The 24,056-nt window shown below is 50.3% G+C and carries 17 protein-coding genes; 9 read left to right on the top strand and 8 right to left on the bottom strand.

Going from position 1 to position 24,056, the window contains the following annotated elements:
- Positions 1-32 precede the first annotated feature (32 nt).
- Positions 33-8,600: a glycoside hydrolase family 94 protein gene (locus DN062_RS13470; RefSeq protein WP_112159825.1), complete on the bottom strand. Its 8,568-nt coding sequence runs from the start codon at positions 8,598-8,600 to the stop codon at positions 33-35.
- A 349-nt stretch (positions 8,601-8,949) separates the two neighbouring features.
- Here DN062_RS13470 and DN062_RS13465 point away from each other — a divergent pair, with 349 nt between their 5' ends.
- The 4 genes from DN062_RS13465 (at position 8,950) to DN062_RS13455 (ending at position 10,519) form a co-directional block, all read left to right on the top strand.
- The gene (locus DN062_RS13465; protein WP_112159824.1) at positions 8,950-9,417 is read left to right on the top strand and encodes an MgtC/SapB family protein; all 468 of its coding nucleotides are present in this window, start codon (positions 8,950-8,952) and stop codon (positions 9,415-9,417) included.
- A gap of 28 nt (positions 9,418-9,445) precedes the next feature.
- Positions 9,446-9,838, top strand: coding sequence for a phospholipase D-like domain-containing protein (locus DN062_RS13460; RefSeq protein WP_205126734.1), 393 nt, complete (start codon positions 9,446-9,448; stop codon positions 9,836-9,838).
- Positions 9,839-9,971: 133 nt separating this feature from the next.
- Positions 9,972-10,130, top strand: a complete 159-nt coding sequence (locus DN062_RS18550) for a hypothetical protein (RefSeq protein WP_156460561.1) — start codon at positions 9,972-9,974, stop codon at positions 10,128-10,130.
- Complete coding sequence (locus DN062_RS13455; protein ID WP_112159822.1) at positions 10,127-10,519, top strand: PRC-barrel domain-containing protein; 393 nt, start codon at positions 10,127-10,129, stop codon at positions 10,517-10,519. Before DN062_RS18550 ends, DN062_RS13455 begins: the two co-directional genes overlap by 4 nt.
- Positions 10,520-10,663: 144 nt before the next feature.
- Here DN062_RS13455 and DN062_RS13450 read toward each other — a convergent pair whose 3' ends face one another.
- From DN062_RS13450 to rluD, 6 genes are all read right to left on the bottom strand, one after another.
- Complete coding sequence (locus DN062_RS13450) at positions 10,664-11,500, bottom strand: 23S rRNA (adenine(2030)-N(6))-methyltransferase RlmJ (RefSeq protein WP_112159821.1); 837 nt, start codon at positions 11,498-11,500, stop codon at positions 10,664-10,666.
- Positions 11,501-11,596: 96 nt separating this feature from the next.
- A complete protein-coding gene (locus DN062_RS13445; protein ID WP_112159820.1) occupies positions 11,597-12,361 on the bottom strand; it encodes an N-formylglutamate amidohydrolase in 765 nt (254 codons plus the stop codon).
- Positions 12,361-13,170, bottom strand: a complete 810-nt coding sequence (locus DN062_RS13440) for a transglutaminase-like domain-containing protein (RefSeq protein ID WP_112159819.1) — start codon at positions 13,168-13,170, stop codon at positions 12,361-12,363. The genes DN062_RS13445 and DN062_RS13440 overlap by 1 nt, the downstream gene beginning before the upstream one ends.
- A 225-nt stretch (positions 13,171-13,395) precedes the next feature.
- Complete coding sequence (gene clpB / locus DN062_RS13435) at positions 13,396-15,972, bottom strand: ATP-dependent chaperone ClpB (RefSeq protein WP_112159818.1); 2,577 nt, start codon at positions 15,970-15,972, stop codon at positions 13,396-13,398.
- A gap of 107 nt (positions 15,973-16,079) precedes the next feature.
- Positions 16,080-16,808 carry a peptidoglycan editing factor PgeF gene (gene pgeF / locus DN062_RS13430; protein WP_112159817.1) on the bottom strand — a complete coding sequence of 243 codons (729 nt, stop codon included), beginning with the start codon at positions 16,806-16,808 and terminating at the stop codon, positions 16,080-16,082.
- A complete protein-coding gene (gene rluD / locus DN062_RS13425; protein WP_112159816.1) occupies positions 16,805-17,773 on the bottom strand; it encodes a 23S rRNA pseudouridine(1911/1915/1917) synthase RluD in 969 nt (322 codons plus the stop codon). Before rluD ends, pgeF begins: the two co-directional genes overlap by 4 nt.
- Positions 17,774-17,910: 137 nt before the next feature.
- On the opposite strand from rluD, the gene DN062_RS13420 reads away from it, so the two are divergent.
- The 5 genes from DN062_RS13420 (at position 17,911) to DN062_RS13400 (ending at position 22,324) form a co-directional block, all read left to right on the top strand.
- Entirely contained in the window at positions 17,911-18,891 is a 981-nt protein-coding gene (locus DN062_RS13420) for an outer membrane protein assembly factor BamD (protein ID WP_112159815.1), read from the top strand.
- Positions 18,892-19,082: 191 nt separating this feature from the next.
- The gene (locus DN062_RS13415; protein ID WP_162301303.1) at positions 19,083-19,769 is read left to right on the top strand and encodes a ZrgA family zinc uptake protein; all 687 of its coding nucleotides are present in this window, start codon (positions 19,083-19,085) and stop codon (positions 19,767-19,769) included.
- Positions 19,766-20,473 (top strand): ABC transporter ATP-binding protein, encoded by a 708-nt coding sequence (locus DN062_RS13410; RefSeq protein ID WP_112159813.1) that lies wholly within the window; start codon positions 19,766-19,768, stop codon positions 20,471-20,473. Before DN062_RS13415 ends, DN062_RS13410 begins: the two co-directional genes overlap by 4 nt.
- Positions 20,474-20,476: 3 nt before the next feature.
- Entirely contained in the window at positions 20,477-21,730 is a 1,254-nt protein-coding gene (locus DN062_RS13405) for an ABC transporter permease (protein ID WP_112159812.1), read from the top strand.
- A gap of 15 nt (positions 21,731-21,745) precedes the next feature.
- Complete coding sequence (locus DN062_RS13400) at positions 21,746-22,324, top strand: DUF3299 domain-containing protein (protein ID WP_112159811.1); 579 nt, start codon at positions 21,746-21,748, stop codon at positions 22,322-22,324.
- A 25-nt stretch (positions 22,325-22,349) separates the two neighbouring features.
- On the opposite strand, the gene DN062_RS13395 is transcribed toward DN062_RS13400, so the two are convergent.
- Entirely contained in the window at positions 22,350-23,978 is a 1,629-nt protein-coding gene (locus tag DN062_RS13395) for an NAD+ synthase (protein WP_112159810.1), read from the bottom strand.
- Positions 23,979-24,056 lie beyond the last annotated feature (78 nt).

The raw sequence follows: 24,056 nt of genomic DNA, 5'->3' as shown, positions 1-24,056 counted from the left end.
GTGGAGCATGCTCATAAGACAGAAAAAGTCCTTCAAACGAGCTCCACTTCGACAAAGTGCTCTTGGCGGTCGTCAATTAAGGGGATACGCATGTCGTAACACTCTGTGCCGTCCAACATCACGCGAGTTACCCGCGCGGATGTTGTCCCGATACACCTGACATGAATGTGGTAAGTCGTGTCACGGAAGCGGTAATGGACTTTGTAAGAATCCCACTCTGCAGGAACACAAGGCGCAATACGCAGATGGTTATTTTCCAACTGCAGCCCCAGCAAGGTTTCCACGCTCAACCGATACATCCAGCCAGCGGCCCCTGTGTACCACGTCCAGCCACCACGCCCCGTATGCGGTGATACTCCATAGATATCCGCGCACATGACATAGGGCTCAACTTTATAGCATTCGATAGATTCAGGTGTACTGCCATGGTTAATCGGATTGAGCATGGTAAAGTATTCCCATGCACGTTCGTTATTCCCCTGCATTGCAAAGGCCATCGTCGCCCAGATCGCAGCATGCGTGTATTGACCGCCATTTTCGCGCACACCGGGGATATACCCCTTGATGTAGCCAGGTTCAAGATCCGACTTATCAAAGGGCGGGTCGAGCAGCTGAATAATCTGCTGATCACGGCGCACCAAACGCTGGTCTACCGCCGTCATCGCTTGGCGAGCACGCTGTTCATCACCGCCTTTTGAAATCACAGCCCAGCTCTGACTGATCGAATCGATCTGACATTCGTCGTTACTAATCGAACCCAGCGGAGTGCCATCGTCAAAATAGGCGCGTCGATACCAAGCACCATCCCAAGCCTCGGCTTCGATATTGCCACACAACTCTACTGCTTGAGTGCGGCACAACTCAGCAAATTCTGGATCATTGCGTTCTCGTGCCAATTCGGCAAACAGTTCGAGATTCTCGACCAAGAACCAGCCCAACCAGACACTCTCACCACGACCGTCCTTACCAACCTGATTCATGCCGTCATTCCAGTCACCACACCCCATTAGCGGTAAATGATGGATGCCAAAGCGCAGACCGTGCTTAAGGGCTCGCACGCAGTGCTCGTAAAGGCTGGCCACTTCGGGTGAGCGTTGCGGCTGGTCATAATAGGCTTCCTCTTCTGCACACAACTCACGTCCTTCCAGGAAATGGATGGGCTCATCAAGCACACCGATATCCCCTGTCGCACGTACATAGCGGCAGGTGGCATAGGGTAGCCATAGGTAATCATCGGAAAAATGCGTGCGCACGCCCTGCCCGTTCGGTGGATGCCACCAGTGTTGAACATCACCCTTCAAGAACTGGCGACCCGCATGCTTAATAAGCTGATCACGCGCGAGCCATGGTGTGGTATGAATCAGCGCCATGGTGTCCTGCAACTGATCACGGAAACCATAGGCACCACCAGACTGGTAGTACCCGCTGCGTCCCCATAGCCGACACGACAACGTCTGGTAAACCAGCCAGCCGTTCGACAATAGATTCAGTGCCACATCTGGCGTTTCTACCTTAACCGCGCCTAGCGTACGATTCCAATGTTCCCACACTGTTTCCAGCGCTTGCCACGCACCCACTTTCCCCCCGAATTGTTGAATATACCGTCGAGCATCATCAGAGTGACTGGCCGCTCCGAAAATAAACACGACCTCGCGCTCCTGACCGGGTTCAAGTGAAATCCGGGCTTGGATCGCTGCACAGGGATCAAGACCGGCTCCCGTACGGCCTGACAAACACTTCCGCTGCATTGCCGCCGGATTGGTAAGCGCGCCATTGCGACCGATAAACTCTGTACGATTGCCGCTCACCGACCGTTCGCGCTCGCTGGTATGAGCAAATACGACACGGTTAGCACATTCACGTCCATAAGCATTACGAGCAAACAATGCCCCTGTGTGTAAATCGACTTCGGTGACAATGTGCATCAGGTTGGCATCTCGCCACTCACCCATGACCAACTCCCAGTAGCCAGTGAGCGATAGGTGGCGTGTGCGCGTCGACTGGTTACGCAGTTTAACCACCAGAAACTTCACGGGCGCATCCATGGCGACATACGTAAAGACGTCCGAGGCAATGCCAGCTTCACTGTGTTCAAACACACTGTAACCGAAGCCGTGTCGACACACATAGCCAGTGCGACCCCGGGCAGGCAGCGGCGTTGGAGACCAGAACTCTCCCGTTTCTTCATCGCGGATATACAGCGCCTCACCACTGTTATCACTAATTGGGTCGTTGTGCCAAGGGGTAAGACGAAACTCATGTGCGTTTTCCACCCAGGTATAGGCGCTGCCACTTTCACTGACAACGGTACCGATGTGCGGGCTGGCAATGACATTAGCCCAAGGTGCTGGTGTGGTTTGTCCAGGTGCCAGTGTCACAACATATTCATGGCCACTGGGGGTGAAGCCGCCCAAGCCATTGTTGAAAATAAGCTCTCGCGATGCCTGTGGAACAACTGGCTCAATGTAGGCCTGCTGCGTGGGTTCCAGTAAGTCTGATACACGCTCAGGCGAGACGCGGCGATCCACTTGCTCAATCAAGGTCTCAGATGTATCGCTGAAAACGATGCGAGCAACGGTTTGCAACAGCACGCGCTCATCCTCAGAAAGATCCTCGGCTCGCCGAACGAAGATTCCTCCAGGCTTATCAATCACCTGGGCTTCTGGTCCTGCGTTGATCAGTCCCATGATCAGATCCTGCAACACGGCTCGATAACCCGAGAAGCCCTCATTAATGATTAACAGATCAGCCGCCAGGCCTTTCATACGCCAATAAGCATGGGCCTGAACTACCTGCTTAACCAGATCAATACGGTTAACATCACCGATAAAGAGCAGGACAATGGGTAGATCACCTGAGATGGCAAACCGCCACAGTCCAGGCTGCCCCAATTGGTTGCGGATAATAATACTCGGCGCTGCACGGCGCAGTGCATTGCCATAAATGACGGAGTTGGCCATGCGTCCAAAAATCTGGGCATCGACCTCGGTCACATTGAGATGCCGCAACACCTCCTGACTTTGGAACCAAGCCATCTCGAACGCACGCTCGACGAAATGACGATCACCGTATTTCTCAATCAGGGCCAGTGCCGCCTCGCGCGTGTCGGCAACGCCGGTAATGATTTGCACGCTCGCCGATTCATCAGGCGATAAGGTTAGAGTGCTTCGAATTGCCACGCAGGGGTCTAGCACGGCTCCCTCGGTATTCGACAACAAGACCGACGAGTGGTTTGCCTTGTCCAACACCACCGGATTGGCTGGCGTGCGACCACGGCCAATGAAGCGTGCGCGGTCGGTCTCGCAGGATGGCTCATTGGCCACCGACCCTGGAGCGGCGAGCAGATGAAACATCCAAGGTACTTGTTCACCCGGCGTGCGCGGGCGTCGGGTGCATAGGATTGCCTGCTGCCCAGGTAGAATTTCGGTTTGTACAAACAAATTACTGAACGAGCGATGGGCTAGGTCGGCAGTCAGTGGTGCCAGCACGACTTCGGTGAAGCTCGTGACTTCAATACGACGAGTGCGCGATGACTGGTTGGTCAGCGTGACTCGACGTATCTCGACGTCATCCTCTGGAGACACACTGATCTCGGTGTGTGCTTCTATCGCGTGATCACGACGTCGGTATTCTGCACGTGCCTGTACAAAAATCGCTTCGTAGTAATCGGCTTGTTGCAGTGTTGGTTGATGTGCTGTCGACCAATATTTTCCGTTGTCACGGTCGCGTAGGTAAATAAATGTTCCCCAGTTGTCCGAAGTCGCGTCTTCACGCCAGCGAGTAACAGCAAGGTCACGCCAGCGGCTAGCACTGCCGCCGGCATGAGTCGCCATGACATGATAACGGCCGTTGGACAGCAGATGCACTTCAGGAAGTCGCGTATTGGGATCGGTAAACACACGGAAGATCGCGCCGACATCTGCGTTAGGAGGACGCGCAGCCGCGCTGACTTCAGCGGCATGTGGGTGCAAAGTATCACCCTTCCTAGGTACCCGCTCCTGCAAGAGTAATTCCGTTGCTCGCATCAGAGGATCAGACATGAAACGACGCTGCATCGGCTGATCCAACAAAACATGCGCAAATGACAACAAACTCATGCCTTGGTGGTGAACCATAAAGTTTTGAACGATGGCGTGCGACTTACCCCGAGGTACGCGCGAGGGTGTGTAGTCAATGGCCTCGTAAAATCCGTAGTCACCGAGAAAGCCCTGATCGGCCAACGTCTGTAGATTACGGCAGGCTTCTCGCGGCATCACCATCAGCGCCAATGCACTGGCATAGGGTGCAATCACGAGGTCGTCACCCAGCCCACGCTTAAAGCCGAGGCCAGGCACACCAAATGCTCGATACTGATAGATCTGATTGAAGTCAGTGGCGTTGTAACAGGATTCAGAAATTCCCCAAGGCACCCCACGTTGCCGGCCGTATTCGATCTGCCGTGAAACAGCCGCCTTGCAAGTATGCTCCAGCAGTGTACCTGCGTAGCTCGGCATGATTAGCTGCGGCATGAGGTATTCAAACATCGAACCGCTCCAGGAAATCAAGCTGACATCACCGCCATAACTGGTCAGCAGACGGCCAAGCGCAAACCAATGCTTCTGAGGTACTTGCCCCTGTGCGATAAGCAGGAAACTGGCCAGACGCGCTTCTGATGCCAGCAGATCATAGCAGGCTAGATCTCGGCGCCGTTCACTCATGTCGTATCCGATGGTCAACAAGCCAGAACCCGTATCGTAAAGAAATTCGAAATCCATCTGTGCCAACGCACGGCAACGATTGATTAACTCATCGATAAGGTCTAGCTGTGACTGCGCACTGTCTTGATGGGTGCGGGCATCAGTACGGGTATTAGCATCCGTATTTGAGCCAGCCAGCTCCATCCAAGTAGGAAGCGCACTGCCTAGCCATGATTCAGGCACCAGCAATTCGAATTCGTCACGAAGTGTACGGAATTGCTGGTCGAATGCCCAAGCCCAGTAAAGCAGGTCTCCATCCCTGTCGACATTCATCGGTAGCCAAGCAGACAGCGTACCACCTGCGTGCTCAATCCGATCTAATATGAGGATGGCAGCTGCAAGTGTTTGCGGCGGACCTTCTAGCGTGATTTCACGCAGTGTACCTTTAAGCACACGAATATTGTCTGCCAGTGAGGGATCAAGTGTGGCAGGAAGTTGTTCGGTCAATACCTGCAGAGTATCCTGCAAACCTTGCAGCATACTGAATGGAAATACGGAGTGGTGTTTCATCTCAGCCAAGCCCGCCTGCAAGGTGAGCAGACTGCCTGCCAAGTTACCACTGTCCACTGAAGAGACGTATTGTGGATTGAGCGGTTTCAGCGTGCGGGTATCGTACCAATTAAAGAAATGGCCACGGTACCGTTCCAATTTTTCCATCGTCGTGAAGGTATTGTTGATGCGTTGCAGACACTCCCCTACGGTGAGATAACCAAAATCGACCGCAGCCAAATCGGCAAGTAACGACATCCCCATATTAGTAGGCGAGGTGCGTGAGGCAATCGCAGGTGCAGGATAGGCCTGGAAATTGTCAGGTGGTAACCAGTTATCCTCTGGAGCAACGAAATCGACAAAATAACGCCAAGTACGACGGGCTGATGCACGAAGGAAGTCGCGCTGCTCAAGGTCCAAGTCTGGTGTGGGTGCAACGAATGGCTGGCTGATCCACCAGCCGACAACGGGCGACATCAACCACAGCAATAGCATAGGCATCGCGACAAGCCATACCAAGGGCAAGCTCCCGGCTACGACCAGTGCGATAACCAGTCCCACAGAGAGCACGGGGGCAATCCACATTTCTCGGAAAAAATCAGCCAGAGACTGACTGGCATTACGGCGCGCATAGCTAGGTAATTGCCACAATAACAAGCCACGTCGAGTAAATAGCATGCGCACTCGCGAGCGCCAAATCGCTCCTAGAACAATGCGCGTCTCATAGGGTAAAAATGCCAAACTTAGGAAAGCAAGTGCAATCGGACGCCCTGCCGCTTGACCAGTCAAATTCAGATGCATCCACCAGTTGCATTCTGCAGGCTTACGAATCAGGTCAATCAAGGTAGATAGCAAAATAGGCAGGAACACGACCGCCACAACCAACAGGGTCCAGACGAGACTTTGGCCTGTAAACCATCCCAGGACCAGCAACGCAAGGAGCGCGGGCGCCACCAAGCTGCGTCGTAAATTGTCAAAAATTTTCCATTGAGATAAAGCCGACAATGGATTCGTCTGGCGCTGGGAGCGTTTATCTTTCAGATTAGGAGGCCCAGGCACGCGTGGCAGTAACCAACCTGCGAGCTGCCAATCGCCGCGAATCCAACGGTGACGTCGGCTAGATTCGATGGCGACACTGGCAGGTTGCTCTTCAATGAGCTCGACATCGGTCACTAAGGCAGAACGTGCGTAACCACCTTCCAACAAGTCATGGCTGAGAATAAGGTTCTCAGGCAAACGCCCATCGACGGCCTGACGGAATGCATCGACATCGTAAATACCCTTACCGATAAATGACCCTTCACCAAACGCATCTTGGTAGACATCCGACACCTCGCGTGTGTAGGGGTCAAGCCCTGAGTCACCCGAGAAGAGCTTAGTAAAGCGTGACTGGCCCGCACTGATCAGACTAATTGAGGCACGCGGTTGCAAAATTGCATAGCCTTCGACAATACGCCCCTTGACGGCATCATAGACAGGCCGATTAAGCGGATGTGCAAGATTGCCAACTAGGGTGCGCGCTGCGTCGCGCGGCAGCTGTGTATCGGTATCCAAAGTGATGACGTACTGAATTGATGCAAGAATGGACTGATCACCGACGATCTCTGAAAAAGCCGCGTCCGCCTCACCTCGCAGCCGAGCGTTAAACTGCTCTAGCTTGCCACGCTTACGCTCGTAACCCATCCAAACGCGCTCAACCGGATTCCACAACCGCGGCCGATGAAAAAGATAAAATACACAGGGACGATCGTCATTATAGATTTTGTTGAGTGATTCAACCGCCGCACGTGCGTAAGCGATTAAGGCGGCATCCTCAGGCAGTATCTGCTCTGAGGCATCACGAAAATCCGTTAGCAAGGCAAAGAATAAATTGGGATCGCGATTACCAAGATACCGTATTTCTTGAGCTTCCAGCAGATCATCAACGTCCTGTCGACTGCTCAGCAAGGTAGGCACGATCACCATACTGCGGTGCTCGGCAGGAATACCCTGCGAAAAATCCAATCGTGGTAAGACACGCGGTGGCATGAATAGCGTCACCATGAGATTGACCAGAGCAACGGCCAGTGCCGAAGCACCCATCAAACCAAGGAGAGCAAAACACCAGTAACGCCAATCATCTGCGGTGAACCCAGCGAATGCACCCCGAAGGATGACCATTGTCAGCAGCATCAGCAACAAAATAGAGCCTAAATACAAAGGTAGGCGAATAGGCTGCCCCACTCGTTTGATACGAGTTATCAACGAAGGACGACAACTGACCGCATGCTCTAAGCGCAACCGTCCTTGATCAATCAGGTAATAACCAACATGCGCACTGCGATCGTTAAGGCCCTTTTGTGCGCCAGCCTCTTGAGCCAGAACAATTGCGGCACGCGCCACTGCCATTTCGTCATAGGCACTGCCCCGTGCTACATCCTCAATAACATGTCGATAGCGATCACGCGTCGCAAAATCCTGATTTGCGTACATGCCCGATGGGTCTTCACACAAGGTTTTCTCGACAACACTGAGCGACTCGACATATTGCTTCCAATCCATGGCGCCGATAAAGCGTAGGCTGCCAATGCTGTTGGATATCGATATTTGGTTGGCTGCGTCCGTTCGTCCAGCCGCCTCTGACAGTTTCGTTGCCGTCACACCCTGTTCGATCAACTTCTGTTCAACCCAGGTTTGCACGAAAGCCATGGCGGCGCCCTGCGCCTGCAGCCGATCATAGAACTCCTCTACAAAGGAGGCCGTCAGGGGTACATCCGCATGAGCAAATTCAGCGAGTAATTGGATTAACTGCTTCGGATCGCTTTCAGCGGCGGCAAGCATGCGGTCCGCCCAAGTGATGGCGGCATCCCGCTCCTCGCGTCGTTGTGCAATGCGCACCGCAACACGACGCAGATTTTCCAACAGTGCCAACTTCAACATAATTGGGAAAGCCCACAGCTCATCCAGCTTCAAGGGCTCCACGGTCTGATAAGCAGCGACGAACTGGGTAACATTGTCCTTGTCGACACGCCCATCCATGTGCGAGATCAATTCCAGTGCAAGGTCGTAAATACGGGGAAAACCGACGGAGTGGCCATCGGCCAGACGCGGCAATTGCCGGCTGTATCCGCGCGGAAGATGTCGGCGCGCCAGATTGATCTGCTGTTCAATTAGATAAAAGTTATCGAGCAACCAGGATTCGGTTGGAATGATCCGTTGCCCAGGCGTTGCCGCCGCCGTAACAGCGTCATATGCTTCCAGCAGCACGCGGGCATTGTCCGCCAGCCGCGGTAATAGCTTGTCCGTCCCCGAGTGTGGTTCGATTCGATGCTTACCGCCTAGGGTGATGGCATGACGCTTTAGTTGTTCAATGCTGAACAGTTCCGCGCGCAACAACTCGGTATTTTGGTCATGGCGCTGCGCACTCTGTGTACAGGCCGAAAATCTGAATGCCTTGATGGCGTTTACTCCTCGCTAATCCTCAGCCTTTATCGCTTGATAGTGCGGCTCTATTTAAGCCGAGGGAACCACATGATCGGAGCCGGAGCACGTGCCTGTCTGTGCGACATCACACCTAAGAATAAAGGACTGCCGCTTTGACGTTGCGTGTGACAAAGTACAGATGCAACGCGGCTCATCCTTTAGGCTGAAAGCAGAGCAACTGGTTTGTCGCAAATGACAATGCACACGCAGCGGCTGACGCTTATTTTCGCGATTAAATTGTAAATTCTTGTAGTAAAGGCACATGAATCTAATACCTGATATCGAATGGAGCATTGTTGTATTACACATACGCGACTTGCTGTTTGCTTTTGTCCTTGCTCTACCAATCGGTTGGGACCGCGAGAAACATGAACGCACGGCGGGTCTGCGCACTTTTCCTTTGGTCGCTGTGGCTGCTTGTGGATATATGCTGGTCGGCCTTCAAGTCCTGACGTCTACGGAAGCACAGGCACGTGTAATGGGCGGAATTATTACCGGCATAGGATTCATTGGCGGGGGCGCTATCCTCAAAAATATCGTGCACGGTGAAGGGTCTGTTTCAGGCACAGCAACCGCTGCTAGCCTCTGGTTAACTGGAGCAATCGGGGTTTCTGTCGCTACGGGGCGGCTGGAGATAGCACTGATTCTGAGTGCACTAACCTTCTTTACCCTACGTTTTATGACACCGGCCAAAGTGCTGCTGGGCTCTTCAGAAGGTAAACAGAACTAAAGAGTGTTGACGGCTACCCCTCCAGCCAGTGGTCTTTTCAGAGACGGCTAGTACTTCACCGAAATGCAGCCTTGTAACTGCGCTGCAAAACGGCAATGAAATTTTCCCGGCAATGGGCGCGCTATTGCATGAGGGTGCCGAGATCCACGTCTATCAACCCACCATGCTGCATACCAAGCTGCTGGTCATCAACTCTGAGTTTGTTTCAGTGGGTTCGACCAATTTTGATATGCGCTCGATTCGCCTCAATGACGAAGCCAGTTTGAATATTTATAACAGCGATTTTGCCGCTCAAATGGAAGCTGTATTCGAGAAAAACCTACTGGAGGCAGAGCCATATTCCCTTGCTCGTTGGAAGAGTCGTCCATTGAAAGAAAAGTTTTCCGAAAAGATTATGATGCCCATCAAGTCACAACTTTGATTCAGGATAGATAAGTTAGTCACCGCACAGACCCTACTCCGAGCTTCCTCTACTTTGGAAACCTCACCTGCATCGACATGAATTCATGGTGAGAGGCAAACGCCAAACGGTACAATCATCTGGAGATTTAGTCATGAACAAGAACCAAACAACTCCCAAGGAAAAAGGCAACGCCAAAGAAACTACCCCGAAGGTGGCAAACAACGATAAAGCGGACAAAAAAGGGAATGGCAGCAAGGGTGGAACCGTGATCGAAAACATCAACAATGACACCAAGAAGGAAACGAAATGAATATTTCAACGACAGAATCAAACATCCTACCCGAAAGCACCAATAGCGCATTGGCCGGAGCTTCATTGCTCAGTGCTACGACCATTACGGGTGATGATGTCTGTAACCTTCAAGACGAGAAGCTTGGAAAAATTCAGGACATTATGCTCGATATCAATGAGGGCACAATCCGTTACGCAGTTTTGTCTTCAGGTGGATTTCTAGGCATGGGCGACCACTTGTTCGCTGTTCCATGGAGAGCCTTGAAACTGGACGCAGTGAACCATCGCTTCATTCTCGATGTAGATGTCGAACGCTTAAAAAACGCACCTGGCTTCGACAAAGATCAATGGCCAGATATGGCAGATGCCACTTGGAATTCGACCATCGAGTCCTACTACACTCGTTGATTGGATCGTCCAAACGGCTGATCACAGTGAGTCCAGATCAGTACCTGGACTCACTGTGCCGGAAAGGCCATGTACCTTGGTGAAAAAAGTAGCGCTGGCCAACATGTCAGCGTTACCCCACATGCTTTCACCCATCAAAACACGTCATTCCCCGACCCAAACACTCACCTCGGCATGCGCCGAAGCATCCTGTTTCAACAAATCAACCATTGCAGACACTCCCGATTTAAGGGCGCCTTCCAAATTCCACGGTGGATTAATAATGAGCATTCCACTGCCATACATCCCCTGTTCAGATGGCTGCTTCACATGCAACTCAGACAAAAGCATATTCCGTATCCCCGTTCGTCGTAGATCCTCTAGCATAAAACGCCAGCGGTTCGCAGGTAATAATGGATACCAAATTGCGTAGGTCCCTATTGGCCAACGCTTGTGCGCCATGGTTATAAAATGAACAACCTGTTCGTATTCTTCTTTCACTTCGTAGGAAGGGTCAATCAATACTAAACCCCGATTGGGTTTGGGTGGCAATAAAGACAAGACGCCTTCATACCCGTCACGATGGTGCACAGACACGCGCGGGTCTCTGCGAAAATGATGTTTGAGGACTTTAACCTCGTTAGGGTGTAACTCCATCAAGTGCAGCTTATCGGCCTCACGCGCCATGGAGGCCGCGATTGCAGGCGAACCGGGATAGGATTGCAACTCATCGCCGTTACACTGTTTCACGCACTCAAGGTAGGCCAGCAAACTCTCATTCACTGACGGATGTGTCCAGAGCTTAGAGATACCGTCCTTGAATTCGAGTGTCTTAAGGGCTTGATCATCCGATAGATCATAAGCCGCTTTACCGGAGTGAGTCTCAAGATAACTCCAAGGTTTTTCTTTCCGGTTCAACGACGTTAACAAGGCAACCAACGTATGATGCTTATGCACATCCGCGAAATTACCCGCGTGAAAACCATGAAGATAACTCAGCATTACAGGCGCCTCAGACAATCAAAAAGCGAATTTTACGTTTCTATTGACTGGATAGCAAAGCTTAGAGCGTTGATGTCGAGACATCGCTCTTAGTGTTTATTGCAGGGCTTCAAACAGTCTCTCGGCCCACTGACTGGTTTGTGATTCAGTCATCAATTGATCTTGACGAATTTCCACCATAGCATGCTCTAGTTGACGCTTTAGAGCATGTTCAATCAAGGTGTAATCGAACTCTTCATCTATCGCGTAAGGTTCGTGATAGCCGACACAGAGTTGCTCATTTTTGTGCAACGCCTGGTAGAGGTGATCTGCCAATGTCGGTTTCTCTTTGAACGACATGCCTACATGCCAAGGTCTCAATGTATCCGCCCCTTCCTGCGCAAGCGCTGGACTAAAGCTATGAATACTCAGCAGTTGGGTCGTTTGAGATGAGCGGGCGTCTAGTATCTGACGGATAACCTGATGATACGGCTCAAAGAAAAGATCCCTTCGCTGAGCACGCTCAGCCTCTGTTAACCCGACATTGCCCTGCACGACCACGCCATCACTGACTGGCGTGATCGATTGAGGGCTGACCAACGGCCGATTACAGTCAATTACTAAACGCGAATAACCACTGAGCACTAACGTGGCGTCTAAATGCACCGCAAGCTTTCGTGCCACCTGAGCAGCACCTAAATCCCAAGCGATATGCCCCTGTAATTCTGCGCTGGTTAAGCCTAACTGCTTTAGCCCGATTGGGATTCGATTCGATGCATGATCACAGACCAGCACAAACTCACTGCGACCCTTAGGGTTAAACACCTCGACAACATCGGGCTCATCCGCCCTTAGAATACCTTGAGCATCCAATAACGGCATTAACCCTGAACCTCATCGGTCCAGACCTTGAACGACTTCAATTCATTTGGACCAAAGACATTACTGATCGGCACATCGGTCGCATCACGCCCTTGGGCAATTAACAAATGCGCGACGCGGGGTTGATTATGACGTGGATCGAAGGTGTACCAGCGGCCATCTAAATAGGCTTCAAACCAAGCTGAAAAGTCCATAGGCGCGGGAGAGTACGGCACACCGATATCCCCTAAGTACCCTGTGCAATAGCGAGCCGGGATATTCATACAACGGCAGAAGGTAATCGCAAGATGGGTATAGTCTCGACACACACCCACGCCCTCATTAAAGGCTTCCAGCGCGGTTTTAGTCGAACGCGCGTGTTCATATCCGAAGGTAATATGATTGTGAACAAAATTACAGATGGCTTGCACTCTAGGCCACCCCTCTGGGGTGTTACCAAACAATGACCAAGCGATTTCCGACAGTCGATCTGTTTCACAGTACCGACTACCAAGAAGGTACACCAACGTATCGGAGGGCAATTCATTGACCGCATGTTGCTTAGCATAGGGATGAACAGGATCTGGTAGGCCGGAGTCTTGAACCAGCGCATCCGTTGAAATACGGATTAAACCAGCTGGCGCCTGTATTCGGCTGCACCAATTGCCAAAGCCATCTCGATAAGCAGTAATGGGCACAGGTGGCGAGGTGACTATGTGATCGGGTATCAGAATATCCGACGCACGGGTATAGTGTAAGTTAAGCAAAAGCAACATAGGTGTTGGCTGAACGCATTCATACACCAACTCGTAACCCACTCGTATTTTCATTATGAATGTCCCTGTCGTTAACAGTACGTTTATTGGATAAGGGCACACCCAAAGGGGCAAAGTATGTTTCTTTTTGCTTTTTTCTATCTATGTGAAAGTAACATCCCCTCTCGCAGAACCCAAACGATTTTTAGCAAAAGATTAAATGAATTGACTTGAAGTCAAACATTCCCCACAAGTACCATCAAAGCACTCGTGGGGAAAGGTGAGGTTTATGCAATAGACTTATTTGAACGAGAATTGCTCGTTTTCAACATCTACTTGAATCGTTGCACCGGGCAAGTAAGCGCCCGATAAAATTTTCTGTGCTAGAGGATTTTCAATCCATTGTTGAATCGCTCTTTTTAGCGGCCGCGCCCCATAAACAGGTTCAAAGCCAACATCCACCAATTTATTTAACGCAGCGTCTGTTAAATGTATCGAGAGGTCTTTTTCAGCGAGGCGTTTGTGTAAACGCTCTAACTGAATCTTAGCAATTCCCGCCACTTGCTCTTTACGCAAGCTATGGAAAACAACCACCTCATCAATACGATTAATCACTTCGGGTCGGAAATGATTTCCCACCACTTCCATCACCGCTTGCTTCATCAATTGATAATCGTCATCGTCACTAAAGCCCTGAATCAGATCGGACCCTAGGTTCGACGTCATAACGACGATGGTGTTTCGGAAATCCACTGTCCGTCCCTGCCCATCGGTTAAACGCCCATCTTCTAAGACTTGCAGCAAAATGTTGAACACATCCGGATGCGCCTTTTCAACTTCATCGAGCAGCAACACTGAATAAGGCTTGCGTCGGACAGCTTCAGTCAAATAACCGCCTTCCTCATAGCCGACATAGCCTGGAGGTGCGCCAATCAAGCGAGCGACCGAATGCTTCTCCATAAACTCGGACATATCGATTCGAACCAACGCATCTTCTGTATCAAAGAGAAAACCAGCTAACGCTTTGCACAGTTCTGTTTTCCCGACACCCGTTGGGCCTAAAAATAAGAAGCTACCACTAGGACGAGCCGGATCAGAAAGGCCTGCACGTGAACGTCTAACAGCATTTGCGACCGCAATCACGGCTTCATCCTGTCCCACAACGCGCCCGTGCAAGGCCTCTTCCATTCGTAAGAGCTTGTCACGCTCCCCTTCCAACATTTTACTGATAGGAATGCCCGTCCAGCGCGAAACAACCTCAGCGACCTCTTCTTCTGTTACCTTATTCCGTAAGAGTTGCGTTGTCTGTGCGCTGTGCTCCACTTGACTGGCCATTTTCAACTGTTTTTCGAGCTCAGGGATACGGCCGTACTGCAACTCCGCCATTTTCGAAAGATCACCGGCTCGGCTGGCTTGCTCCATCTCGACACGCGCTTGGTCGAGCTGTTCTTTCACATTCTGTGATCCTTGCAAGCTGGCTTTTTCAGCTTTCCAAATTTCCTCTAAATCCGAGAACTCTTTTTCAAGCTTACTGATGGTCTGCTGCAATTCTTGCAAGCGTTTCTGAGAAGCCTCATCCTTCTCTTTCTTCAAGGCCTCACGTTCCATTTTAAGTTGGATTAAGCGTCGTTCTAAACGGTCCATTTCTTCTGGCTTAGAGTCCATTTCCATGCGAATACGTGAGCCAGCTTCATCGATCAAGTCGATGGCTTTGTCTGGCAACTGACGATCAGTAATGTAACGCTGGCTCAACTTAGCAGCCGCGACAATCGCAGAGTCAGTGATATCAACACCATGGTGAATTTCGTAGCGCTCTTTTAGGCCGCGTAAAATCGCAATGGTGTCCTCTTCTGTCGGTTCATCCACAATGACTTTTTGGAAGCGACGTTCCAACGCGGCATCTTTTTCAACGTACTGACGATACTCATTCAGTGTTGTCGCGCCAACACAATGCAGCTCACCACGCGCGAGAGCAGGCTTAAGCATATTGCCCGCATCCATTGAGCCTTCGCCCTTCCCGGCTCCCACCATGGTGTGCAATTCGTCAATGAATAGGATGATTTGGCCTTCTTGTTTGCTCAACTCATTCAGAACAGCTTTGAGACGTTCTTCAAACTCACCCCGAAACTTTGCCCCTGCGATCAAAGACCCCATGTCTAACGACAGCACGCGTTTGTGCTTTAAGCCCTCGGGCACTTCACCGTTCACAATACGTTGCGCCAAACCTTCGACAATGGCGGTTTTACCTACTCCAGGCTCCCCGATCAGAACAGGGTTATTTTTAGTGCGACGTTGCAAGACTTGGATCGTCCGTCGAATTTCATCATCTCGGCCAATCACTGGGTCTAATTTCCCAGATTCTGCCCGCTCGGTTAAATCCACACAGTATTTATCCAGAGCCTGACGATTTTGTTCGACATTAGGGTCCATGACCGCCGCGCCTCCACGCATATTGTTAATGGCCGCCAATAGTTTTTCTCGATCCACACCTGCGTCTTTCAATAAACGAGATGAATCCCCTTTGTCCTCAAGCATGGCCAAGAGCACAAGCTCGCTGGCCACGTATTCATCACCGCGTTGCTGCGCCATTTTGTCGGTTAAATTAAAAAGTCGAACCAGATTTTGTGAGGCACGGATATCGCCATCAGGGTTTTTAACCTGTGGTAACTTATCCAGTGCTTCAGCTATTTTGCGCGTTAACTGAGGCAACTGAGCGCCTGCTTGGCTCAGTAAAGGACGAATAGAACCATCACGCTGCTCAAGAAAGGCAACAAGTAGGTGAATAGGTTCAATGTAATTGTGGTCTTTTCCGACGGCAATGGATTGTGCATCGGATAAAGCTTCTTGTAGCTTTGATGTAAACTTATCGGGTCGCATTACCCACTCCTTTAATTCATTAAGGATACCTGCAAGTGACTGGGCAGATATCGGATAATGAATTAAATGGGGCTAATATGATCTCAATTCAAGTGGTGATTATTTAATCAGCCTTCAATCCAGATCAAACTGGCCATACGCCCTGTTTCACCATCGCGGCGATAGGAGAAAAAGTTTTCGTGGTCGGTAAACGTACAAAAGTGACCACCATACACATACTTTACTCCCGCCGCATGTAAACGGATGCGCGCCAACTCATAGATGTCAGCCAACCATTTCTGGTGGTCGGTAGGAGAAACTACAAACGCGCGCTTTGCTTGTGAATGATGTTCGCAAAAAAACTGATAGACTTCATCACCCACTTCAAATGCCATAGGGCCAATTGCAGGACCCAACCAAGCAACGACTTGCCGGGGATCATCAAAGACTGACAGGGTGTTTTCCAGTACACCCGTTGCCAAACCTCGCCAACCTGCATGCGCCGCCGCCACACGCGTCGCTGCCCGATTGCAAAAGAGAACAGGCAAACAGTCGGCCGTCATAATCGCACAGGCTTCTCCGGGTTGGTTTGACCAAACCGCATCCGCTTGGCATTCAGGGCCCGATGCCTTCACGACGTCAACACCGTGGACCTGTTCAAGCCAACGAATGGGCTTAGTCAACCCCGATACTTGTTGCAGAATACGACGATTTTCGAGCACGGCGGCAGGATTATCACCGACATGAAGTCCTAAGTTAAACCCCGCATAAACGCCTTCACTGACTCCGTCATAACGCGTAGTGGTAAACGCATGAATGCGAGGACTTACATCCCAATCCGCTCGTATTAGTTTCATAACTCATAGTCGTAAGTTTGAGCATCCTCTTTTAACACGGCCAACAAACGCTGGAAATCGTCAGGAAGGTCAACTTCCCAACTCATTTGCTGACCCGTTTCAGGATGCCAGAGTTCAAGTTTTTTAGCATGCAAGGCTTGCCGACGAAAATGTTTAAGCACGTCTTGCATGTCTTCGCTTGCACCTTTCGGAAGACGGAAACGACCACCGTATAAAGGATCACCCACCAAAGGATAGTTGATATGAGACATGTGCACACGGATTTGGTGCGTCCGCCCTGTTTCTAACTTTAAACGGATATGTGTGTGCGCTCTAAATTTTTCTAAAACACGATAATGTGTGATCGCTTCCTTACCCACACCCACGACGGCCATTTTCAGACGATTACGCGAATGACGTGCCATCGGCTCATCAACACAGCCACCTCCGGTCATGACACCATGCGTCACGGCTTCATATTCACGTCCCATGCTGCGGTCTTGTAGCTGTGTGACCAAGTCGGTTTGTGCGGCAATGGTTTTTGCAATTACCATCAACCCCGTGGTCTCACGATCTAAACGGTGAACAATACCTGCACGCGGTACATGTGCGATTTCTGGACAATGGTGCAAAAGCGCATTCAGCAAGGTGCCATCGGCATTGCCCGCACCCGGATGAACGACCAAACCACTGGGTTTGTTAATGATCAGTATGTGTTCATCTTCAAAGACGATATTCAAAGGAATGGATTCAGCGGCATGGCGCTCATTCGCTTCTATCACCACCGACACACGAATCGTCTCGCCACCGTTGAGCTTATCACGGGGGCGTTTGACCTCGCCATCGACCAGCAACGTGCCCTCTTTGATCCAGCCCTGCAAGCGCGAGCGTGAATAGTCAGGAAAAAGTTGTGAAACCGCCTGATCCAATCGCAGTCCAAACATTTCGGCAGGTACCTGACACACTAACTCAATTGCTTCTGACATCTATTTTAATCTTATGTAAACGGATATTTTGGGTTGGCTTCCGGTTGTGTTTTAATAGGCCGGAAAATATAGTGTCTCAGTATACCCGAATCCGGTAAAAAGTACCGAATTCACAACACATCTCAGGATATAGCAATATGCAATTTGTCAAAGTGATTTGCGCTCTGATCATCCTTAGTATGCTTTCGGCTTGCTCATGGTTTGGTCGAGACAAAACCATCCCCGACATCCCCGAGCAAGTCATCTACAACGATGCCATGAGCGCTCTGGATGCCCAAAACTTTTCGTTGGCAATTGAAAAGCTTCAATTGCTTGAGGCCCGTTATCCCTTCGGTCGCTTCTCGGAGCAAGCTCAGCTCGAATTAATTTACGCTTACTTCCGCAATAATGAGCCAGCGGCTTCGCGCTCAGCGGCAGATCGCTTTATTCGACTGCACCCGAATCACGATAACATCGACTATGCCTACTATATGAAAGGTCTAACGTCTTTTGAAGAAGATCGTTCGTTTTTGGCACGTTTTCTTCCTCTCGATGAAACACAACGTGATCCAGGAGCTGCCCTCGACTCTTTTGAAAGTTTCTCGGTGTTGCTCAATCGTTACCCAGACAGCGAATACGCGCCGGATACCCAGCGTCGTATGCAGTACTTAAAAAACCGCTTGGCTACCTATGAAATTCATGTCGCCAGTTTTTACATGAAACGTGAAGCTTGGGTAGCGGCAGCGAACCGTGGACGCTATGTGGTAGAGAACTTCCAAGAAACACCTGCCGTACCCGATGCCTTGGCAATCATGGCAGAAGCCTACACCAAAGTTGGCTTGGATGACTTAGCGCAAAGTGCAATTGATGTACTGAGCCTTAACTATCCTGATTATATTATTCGTCCTTTCGCACCTCAAAATTTTGACCTGCTGTATACCGCAACCTTTGGTCTGATGGGGTCAATCGAACCCGCTGTCCCAGCTCGCCCAGTTAACCCTGACAGAGCCAGAGCCATGAGAGTCGATGGAAGCACTCAACCAGAGGGTGGCAGCCAAACCGGCGGGCGCTCATGGCTGAACCGTATTACCTTCGGCACATTTGGTGACGACGGACGTGTGGGCGAGCCCACGCAATAATGTAGATTGCTTCAATGACGTCTTAGATCGACTTCGAATATGAGAAGCCGATCTAAGGCGTTTTTATTTACGCGCTAAGAATCATCCCCTAGACAAGGGCACGCATCGAAGGAAGGTTAACACTCGACTCATGTAACACTTAAATGATATGTTACGTTATAACAGTTTTAATCTTTCAACAAGGAGCCTCTATGAAACGCCCATTCATTCAATCCAGCGTTCTACTCACAGGACTGAGCCTGTCTTGGTTTGCACTCGCCCAACAAGCCCACTCTGACTCAACATCACATGATCACGACCATGGTGCTTTACACGCGCACGTACATGGTGAAGCCACGTTGGATGTTGTATTTGAGGGCAACATGCTATTAGCAAGCTTAGAGGCGCCTGCTGCAGATATTGTTGGTTTCGAACACCTTGCTAAAGACCCAGAAAGCCAAGCTAACGTCCACAATGCCGAAGCGCAACTAAAACTGGCAGAGACCCTTTGGGCATTACCATCGGCAGCCGCGTGTGAATTGAAAGAGGTCAGCGTCAGCCATCAATTACTGGCAACAACGGATCATGGTCATGATAAAGATCACGATCACGATCACGATCACGATCACAAGCATGATAACCATAATCATAATGCTCACAAGCACGACGCCGATCACAAACATGACCATGACCATGACCATGACCAGAGTCAGCATAGTGATATTCAGGTTGAGTACAATTTTTTCTGCGAACATCCGGAACATTTACAGACAGTGTCTATCCAACTCTTCGAGTCGTTTCCATCCTTGCACAATCTCAGCGTACAAATGATCACACCCCAAGGCCAGAAAGGACTCACCTTAAGCCCAACACAACCAAGGCTAACGTTTAACGAATGACACAAACCTGCTCCGTATCACTTAACCAGCTCGTTTTTTCTTGGAAAAAAACCAACACACTGCTAAACATCGACTCGCTCACCTTACACAAAGGTGAGCAGGTCTTTGTGCAGGGACCCTCAGGTAGTGGTAAAAGCACACTACTCAACCTGTTAGGTGGGGTGGTGCTACCTCACTCCGGAGAGGTTTCGCTGCTCGGCACACCCTTATCAACACTGAGCCAACGCAAACGTGATCGTTTTCGTGCAGATCACATTGGTGTGCTTTTCCAACAATTTAACCTTCTACCCTACTTAAGTGTTTGCGACAATTTGCTCTTACCTTGCCAGTTTTCCAAGTTAAGACGCGCACGCACCCTTGAGGAATACGGCAGCTTGAACGCCGGAGCACATGCACTGCTCGAAGCACTTGATCTAGCAGAGTATATTCATCACCCTCGTCCCGTTTCCCAGCTGTCCATTGGCCAACAACAACGAGTTGCGGCAGCTCGGGCTTTAATCGGTGCACCGGAAATTCTACTGGCAGATGAACCAACATCAGCACTGGATGCAGATACTCGCCATCGATTTATGAGCTTATTGCTAGAGCAAAGTCGTCAACACAACACCACTCTTATTTTTGTCAGCCACGACTTGGAATTACGTCATCCTTTTGACCGAGTCATTGATTTAAAGACGCTCAACCCAGCCTACAGAGTGAACTAACCCATGCTCAAACTTGCTTTACTCAGCATCTGGAACAGACGCGGCACTATTTTTTTAACGCTTCTCACCCTGTCCATCAGCGTCACGCTCTTAATGGGAGTGGAAAAACTGCGGCATGATACCAAGCAGAGTTTTTTCAATACTGTTTCAGGAACCGATCTGATCGTAGGGGCGCGTAGTGGTTCTCTACCACTGCTTTTATACTCAGTCTTTGGCATCGGACAACCCACCAACAATATTCGCTGGAGTTCATATCAACAAATTGCCTCACAAGAGGCCGTTGCCTGGACCATCCCGATTACACTTGGAGACTCTCACCAAGGCTTCAAAGTCATCGGCACTGAAAACAGCTTTTATGAGCACTTTAAATTTGGACGCCAACAATCACTGTCTATGGCGGAAGGACACTTTTTTGACGACCTATTTGACGTTGTCCTTGGTGCGGAGGTTGCTAGAGCCTTAGGCTATCAACTGGATGACGCTGTCGTGATTGCGCATGGACTAGGCCGTGGCAGCTTTGCCCAGCATCAAGACAAACCGTTCAAAGTCTCTGGTATTCTCAATGCAACAGGCACGCCGATTGATCGCAATCTGTTTATCAGCTTAGCAGCGTGGGAGGCCATTCATATCGACTGGAGGGCCGGTACGCGCATCCCTGGCATGAATTTGGATGCAGATGCTGTCAAAGCACGCGACCTAACGCCAAAAGAGCTGACGGCCTTTATGGTGGGTCTCCAGTCCCCTATGGCAACCTTTCACATGCAACGTGCCATCAACACCTATCGCACAGAGCCGCTTCAGGCGATACTTCCAGGCGTTGCGTTGCAAGAGCTCTGGCAAGTTCTGTCCATCGCCGAAAAATCCTTACTGATCGTTTCAGCCTGTGTTATTTTTGCAAGCCTCACGGGGATGCTAGGCATACTCTTAACCAGCCTGAATGAGCGCCGTCGTGAGTTGGCGATTCTAAGAGCTGTTGGTGCTGGACCTCTTCGTATCATGGTGCTGTTACTCAGCGAGTCGGTATTTTTAACTTTGCTCGCCTCCGCCCTCGGCGTAGGGATGATGTATCTGTTGGTTTTTTCTTTTCAAGATTGGATTGCGCTTGAATACGGTGTCTTCTTGACGCTTAATGGCCTTACCCCTGAGCAGGTTCGCTTACTGCTGTGGATTCAGCTCGCTGGATTAATCACGGGGCTTATCCCAGCCATAAAAGCCTATTATTACACGCTGATTGATGGCCTAACGCCAAAAATATAAACGAGACGAAACACCATGCGCTTTTTGATGTTGATGACATTACTTCTTTCGTTGGCTTTTCCTTATGCCGCTGCTCAGGCAAATACGTCCCCCACAGCCGCGACGGAGCTCATGTGGGACGATCTAATGCCCGAGGACTACACTCTCAGCCTGTATGATCTATTTGGCGAAAGTGCAAACTCATTGGAGACAATGGATAGCCTGGATGACTTCAGCCCTGAAGCGGAAGCACTGATGGATCGGATGCTGCAGGTGCTAGCCTCTGCTCCGGTTCGAGAAGAGCTAGACGGTAAAATCATTCGCATTCCAGGATTTGTTGTGCCCTTAGAAGCCGATATGAATCGCGTCACCCGTTTCTTTTTAGTGCCCTATTTCGGTGCCTGTATCCATGTGCCGCCGCCCCCTTCAAACCAAATCATTAACGTCCACTTTGAACCCGGTACTCGGGTTGAAAGCCTGTATGATGCAATCTGGATCGAAGGGCGTCTAAGTACAGAAACGTTTAATCATGAGATGGGAACATCAGGGTATACGGTTGAAGCAGTTATCATCGAGCCCTATGACTTTGATGAGGCTGAGGAAGGCGAATGGTAAGTTCGCCTTCCAAAATAGAGCCTGATTACTCTCCTGCGCGCCAACCCGATGTAATGGGATAACGTCTATCCCGGCCAAAGCCTCTTTGAGTGACTCTAGGTCCAATCGCGGCTTGGCGACGCTTGTATTCATTAATATCCACCAAACGTATGACTCTGTTCACCACCTCGGCTGCAAAACCTCGGGCGACAATCGCATCTGCACTCAAATCCTGCTCGATGTACAGCGCCAGTATTTCATCCAACACATCGTAATCGGGTAGCGAGTCTTGATCCGTTTGGTTAGGCGCCAACTCGGCGGAAGGAGCGCGATCAATGACGCGCTGCGGAATAATCACAGAACGCAGGTTACGATACGCGGCCAAACGATAGACCCAGGTTTTGGATACATCTTTAAGAACATCAAAACCACCCGCCATATCTCCGTATAACGTGGAATACCCCACGGCAACTTCACTTTTGTTGCCAGTGGTTAACACAAGAGACCCAGTTTTATTGGAAATGGCCATCAACAGCACCCCACGACAACGCGCCTGAAGATTCTCTTCCGTTGTGTCGGCTTTAAGTCCTTGGAAACGATCACTTAGTTGTGACATGAAGGTGTCATAGATCGGCTCGATGGAGATAGCACTGTACTTAACCCCCATCAGCTTAGCTTGCAGCTCTGCATCCTCGACACTCATTGATGAAGTGTATCGAAAAGGCATCATCACCACTTCGACCTTGTCAGCCCCTAACGCATCCACCGCAATGGCCGCAGTCAAGGCTGAATCTATGCCTCCCGACAACCCCAACACGACGCCCTTAAATCCATTTTTATGAACATAGTCTCGAACACCTAACACCAGAGCGGAATAAAGACTGTCCTCGTCATCGGGCATCATCGCCGATGAAGCGACTGGATTTACCCTCCCCTCCCACAAGTCCACATCGGTGTACGAAAGGCTTTCTTCGAAATGTGAAGCTAGGTAGCAGAGCGACCCTTCGCCATTCACCACCATCGACCCGCCATCAAACACCAATTCATCTTGAGCGCCGACCTGATTAACATAAAACACAGGCGCAGCACAGGCTTGGGCACATGAACGAACGACTTCTAAGCGCTCTTTTACCTTGCCCTGATGGAAGGGTGACGCGTTCAAGCTCAACACCAAATTCACCCCTAGCGCTTTTAACTGCTCAACGGGGCCGCTATGCCAAATATCTTCACAAATGCTCAAACCAACCTTATAGCCCTTGTACTCGAACACACCCGGCCGCTCACCCGGCGTAAAATAACGGCGCTCATCAAACACCTGATAATTGGGTAAGCATTGTTTTGAGTACTCAAACAGTACGACACCATCACGAATAACCGCTGCATGATTGTACAGCTGTCCACTTTTATGGGCGGGATAGCCGACAACAAGGGTAATTCCCTGAACACGTGCTTTAAGGGCTTGAAGGGCTTTTTCGATTCGAGTCTCTAGACTCGGGCGAAGTAACAAATCCTCCGGAGGATAACCCGAAAGGGCTAATTCAGAGCAAACCAAAATATCCGCTTGCTCCTCGTCTCGCGCCTTACAGGCAGCCACTATGATTTTTTCTGTATTACCAGGTATGTCACCTACCAGAAAATTAAGCTGGGCCATAGCGACCCGCAACTGTGTGCTCATGCCGATGTCGTATCCATTGCTGAAAGGGTTACAAAAATACAACCGCTATTTTGCATGGTTTATCTGCCTAGAGCCAGA

This window comes from Nitrincola tibetensis (assembly GCF_003284585.1).
GTDB classification, from domain to species: Bacteria; Pseudomonadota; Gammaproteobacteria; order Pseudomonadales; family Balneatricaceae; genus Nitrincola; species Nitrincola tibetensis.
The sequence above is the reverse complement of the archived record's forward strand: the minus strand, read 5'-3'. Positions and strand labels throughout refer to the sequence as shown.

Excerpts from the sequence above, each read along its gene's own strand:
- DN062_RS13465 (WP_112159824.1), top strand. The coding sequence starts at position 8,950 with ATGAATCTAATACCTGATATCGAATGGAGCATTGTTGTATTACACATA.
- DN062_RS18550 (WP_156460561.1), top strand. The coding sequence starts at position 9,972 with ATGAACAAGAACCAAACAACTCCCAAGGAAAAAGGCAACGCCAAAGAA.
- DN062_RS13455 (WP_112159822.1), top strand. The coding sequence starts at position 10,127 with ATGAATATTTCAACGACAGAATCAAACATCCTACCCGAAAGCACCAAT.
- DN062_RS13450 (WP_112159821.1), bottom strand. The coding sequence starts at position 11,500 with ATGCTGAGTTATCTTCATGGTTTTCACGCGGGTAATTTCGCGGATGTG.
- DN062_RS13445 (WP_112159820.1), bottom strand. The coding sequence starts at position 12,361 with ATGCCGTTATTGGATGCTCAAGGTATTCTAAGGGCGGATGAGCCCGAT.
- DN062_RS13440 (WP_112159819.1), bottom strand. The coding sequence starts at position 13,170 with ATGAAAATACGAGTGGGTTACGAGTTGGTGTATGAATGCGTTCAGCCA.
- clpB (WP_112159818.1), bottom strand. The coding sequence starts at position 15,972 with ATGCGACCCGATAAGTTTACATCAAAGCTACAAGAAGCTTTATCCGAT.
- pgeF (WP_112159817.1), bottom strand. The coding sequence starts at position 16,808 with ATGAAACTAATACGAGCGGATTGGGATGTAAGTCCTCGCATTCATGCG.
- rluD (WP_112159816.1), bottom strand. The coding sequence starts at position 17,773 with ATGTCAGAAGCAATTGAGTTAGTGTGTCAGGTACCTGCCGAAATGTTT.
- DN062_RS13420 (WP_112159815.1), top strand. The coding sequence starts at position 17,911 with ATGCAATTTGTCAAAGTGATTTGCGCTCTGATCATCCTTAGTATGCTT.
- DN062_RS13415 (WP_162301303.1), top strand. The coding sequence starts at position 19,083 with ATGAAACGCCCATTCATTCAATCCAGCGTTCTACTCACAGGACTGAGC.
- DN062_RS13410 (WP_112159813.1), top strand. The coding sequence starts at position 19,766 with ATGACACAAACCTGCTCCGTATCACTTAACCAGCTCGTTTTTTCTTGG.
- DN062_RS13405 (WP_112159812.1), top strand. The coding sequence starts at position 20,477 with ATGCTCAAACTTGCTTTACTCAGCATCTGGAACAGACGCGGCACTATT.
- DN062_RS13400 (WP_112159811.1), top strand. The coding sequence starts at position 21,746 with ATGCGCTTTTTGATGTTGATGACATTACTTCTTTCGTTGGCTTTTCCT.
- DN062_RS13395 (WP_112159810.1), bottom strand. The coding sequence starts at position 23,978 with ATGAGCACACAGTTGCGGGTCGCTATGGCCCAGCTTAATTTTCTGGTA.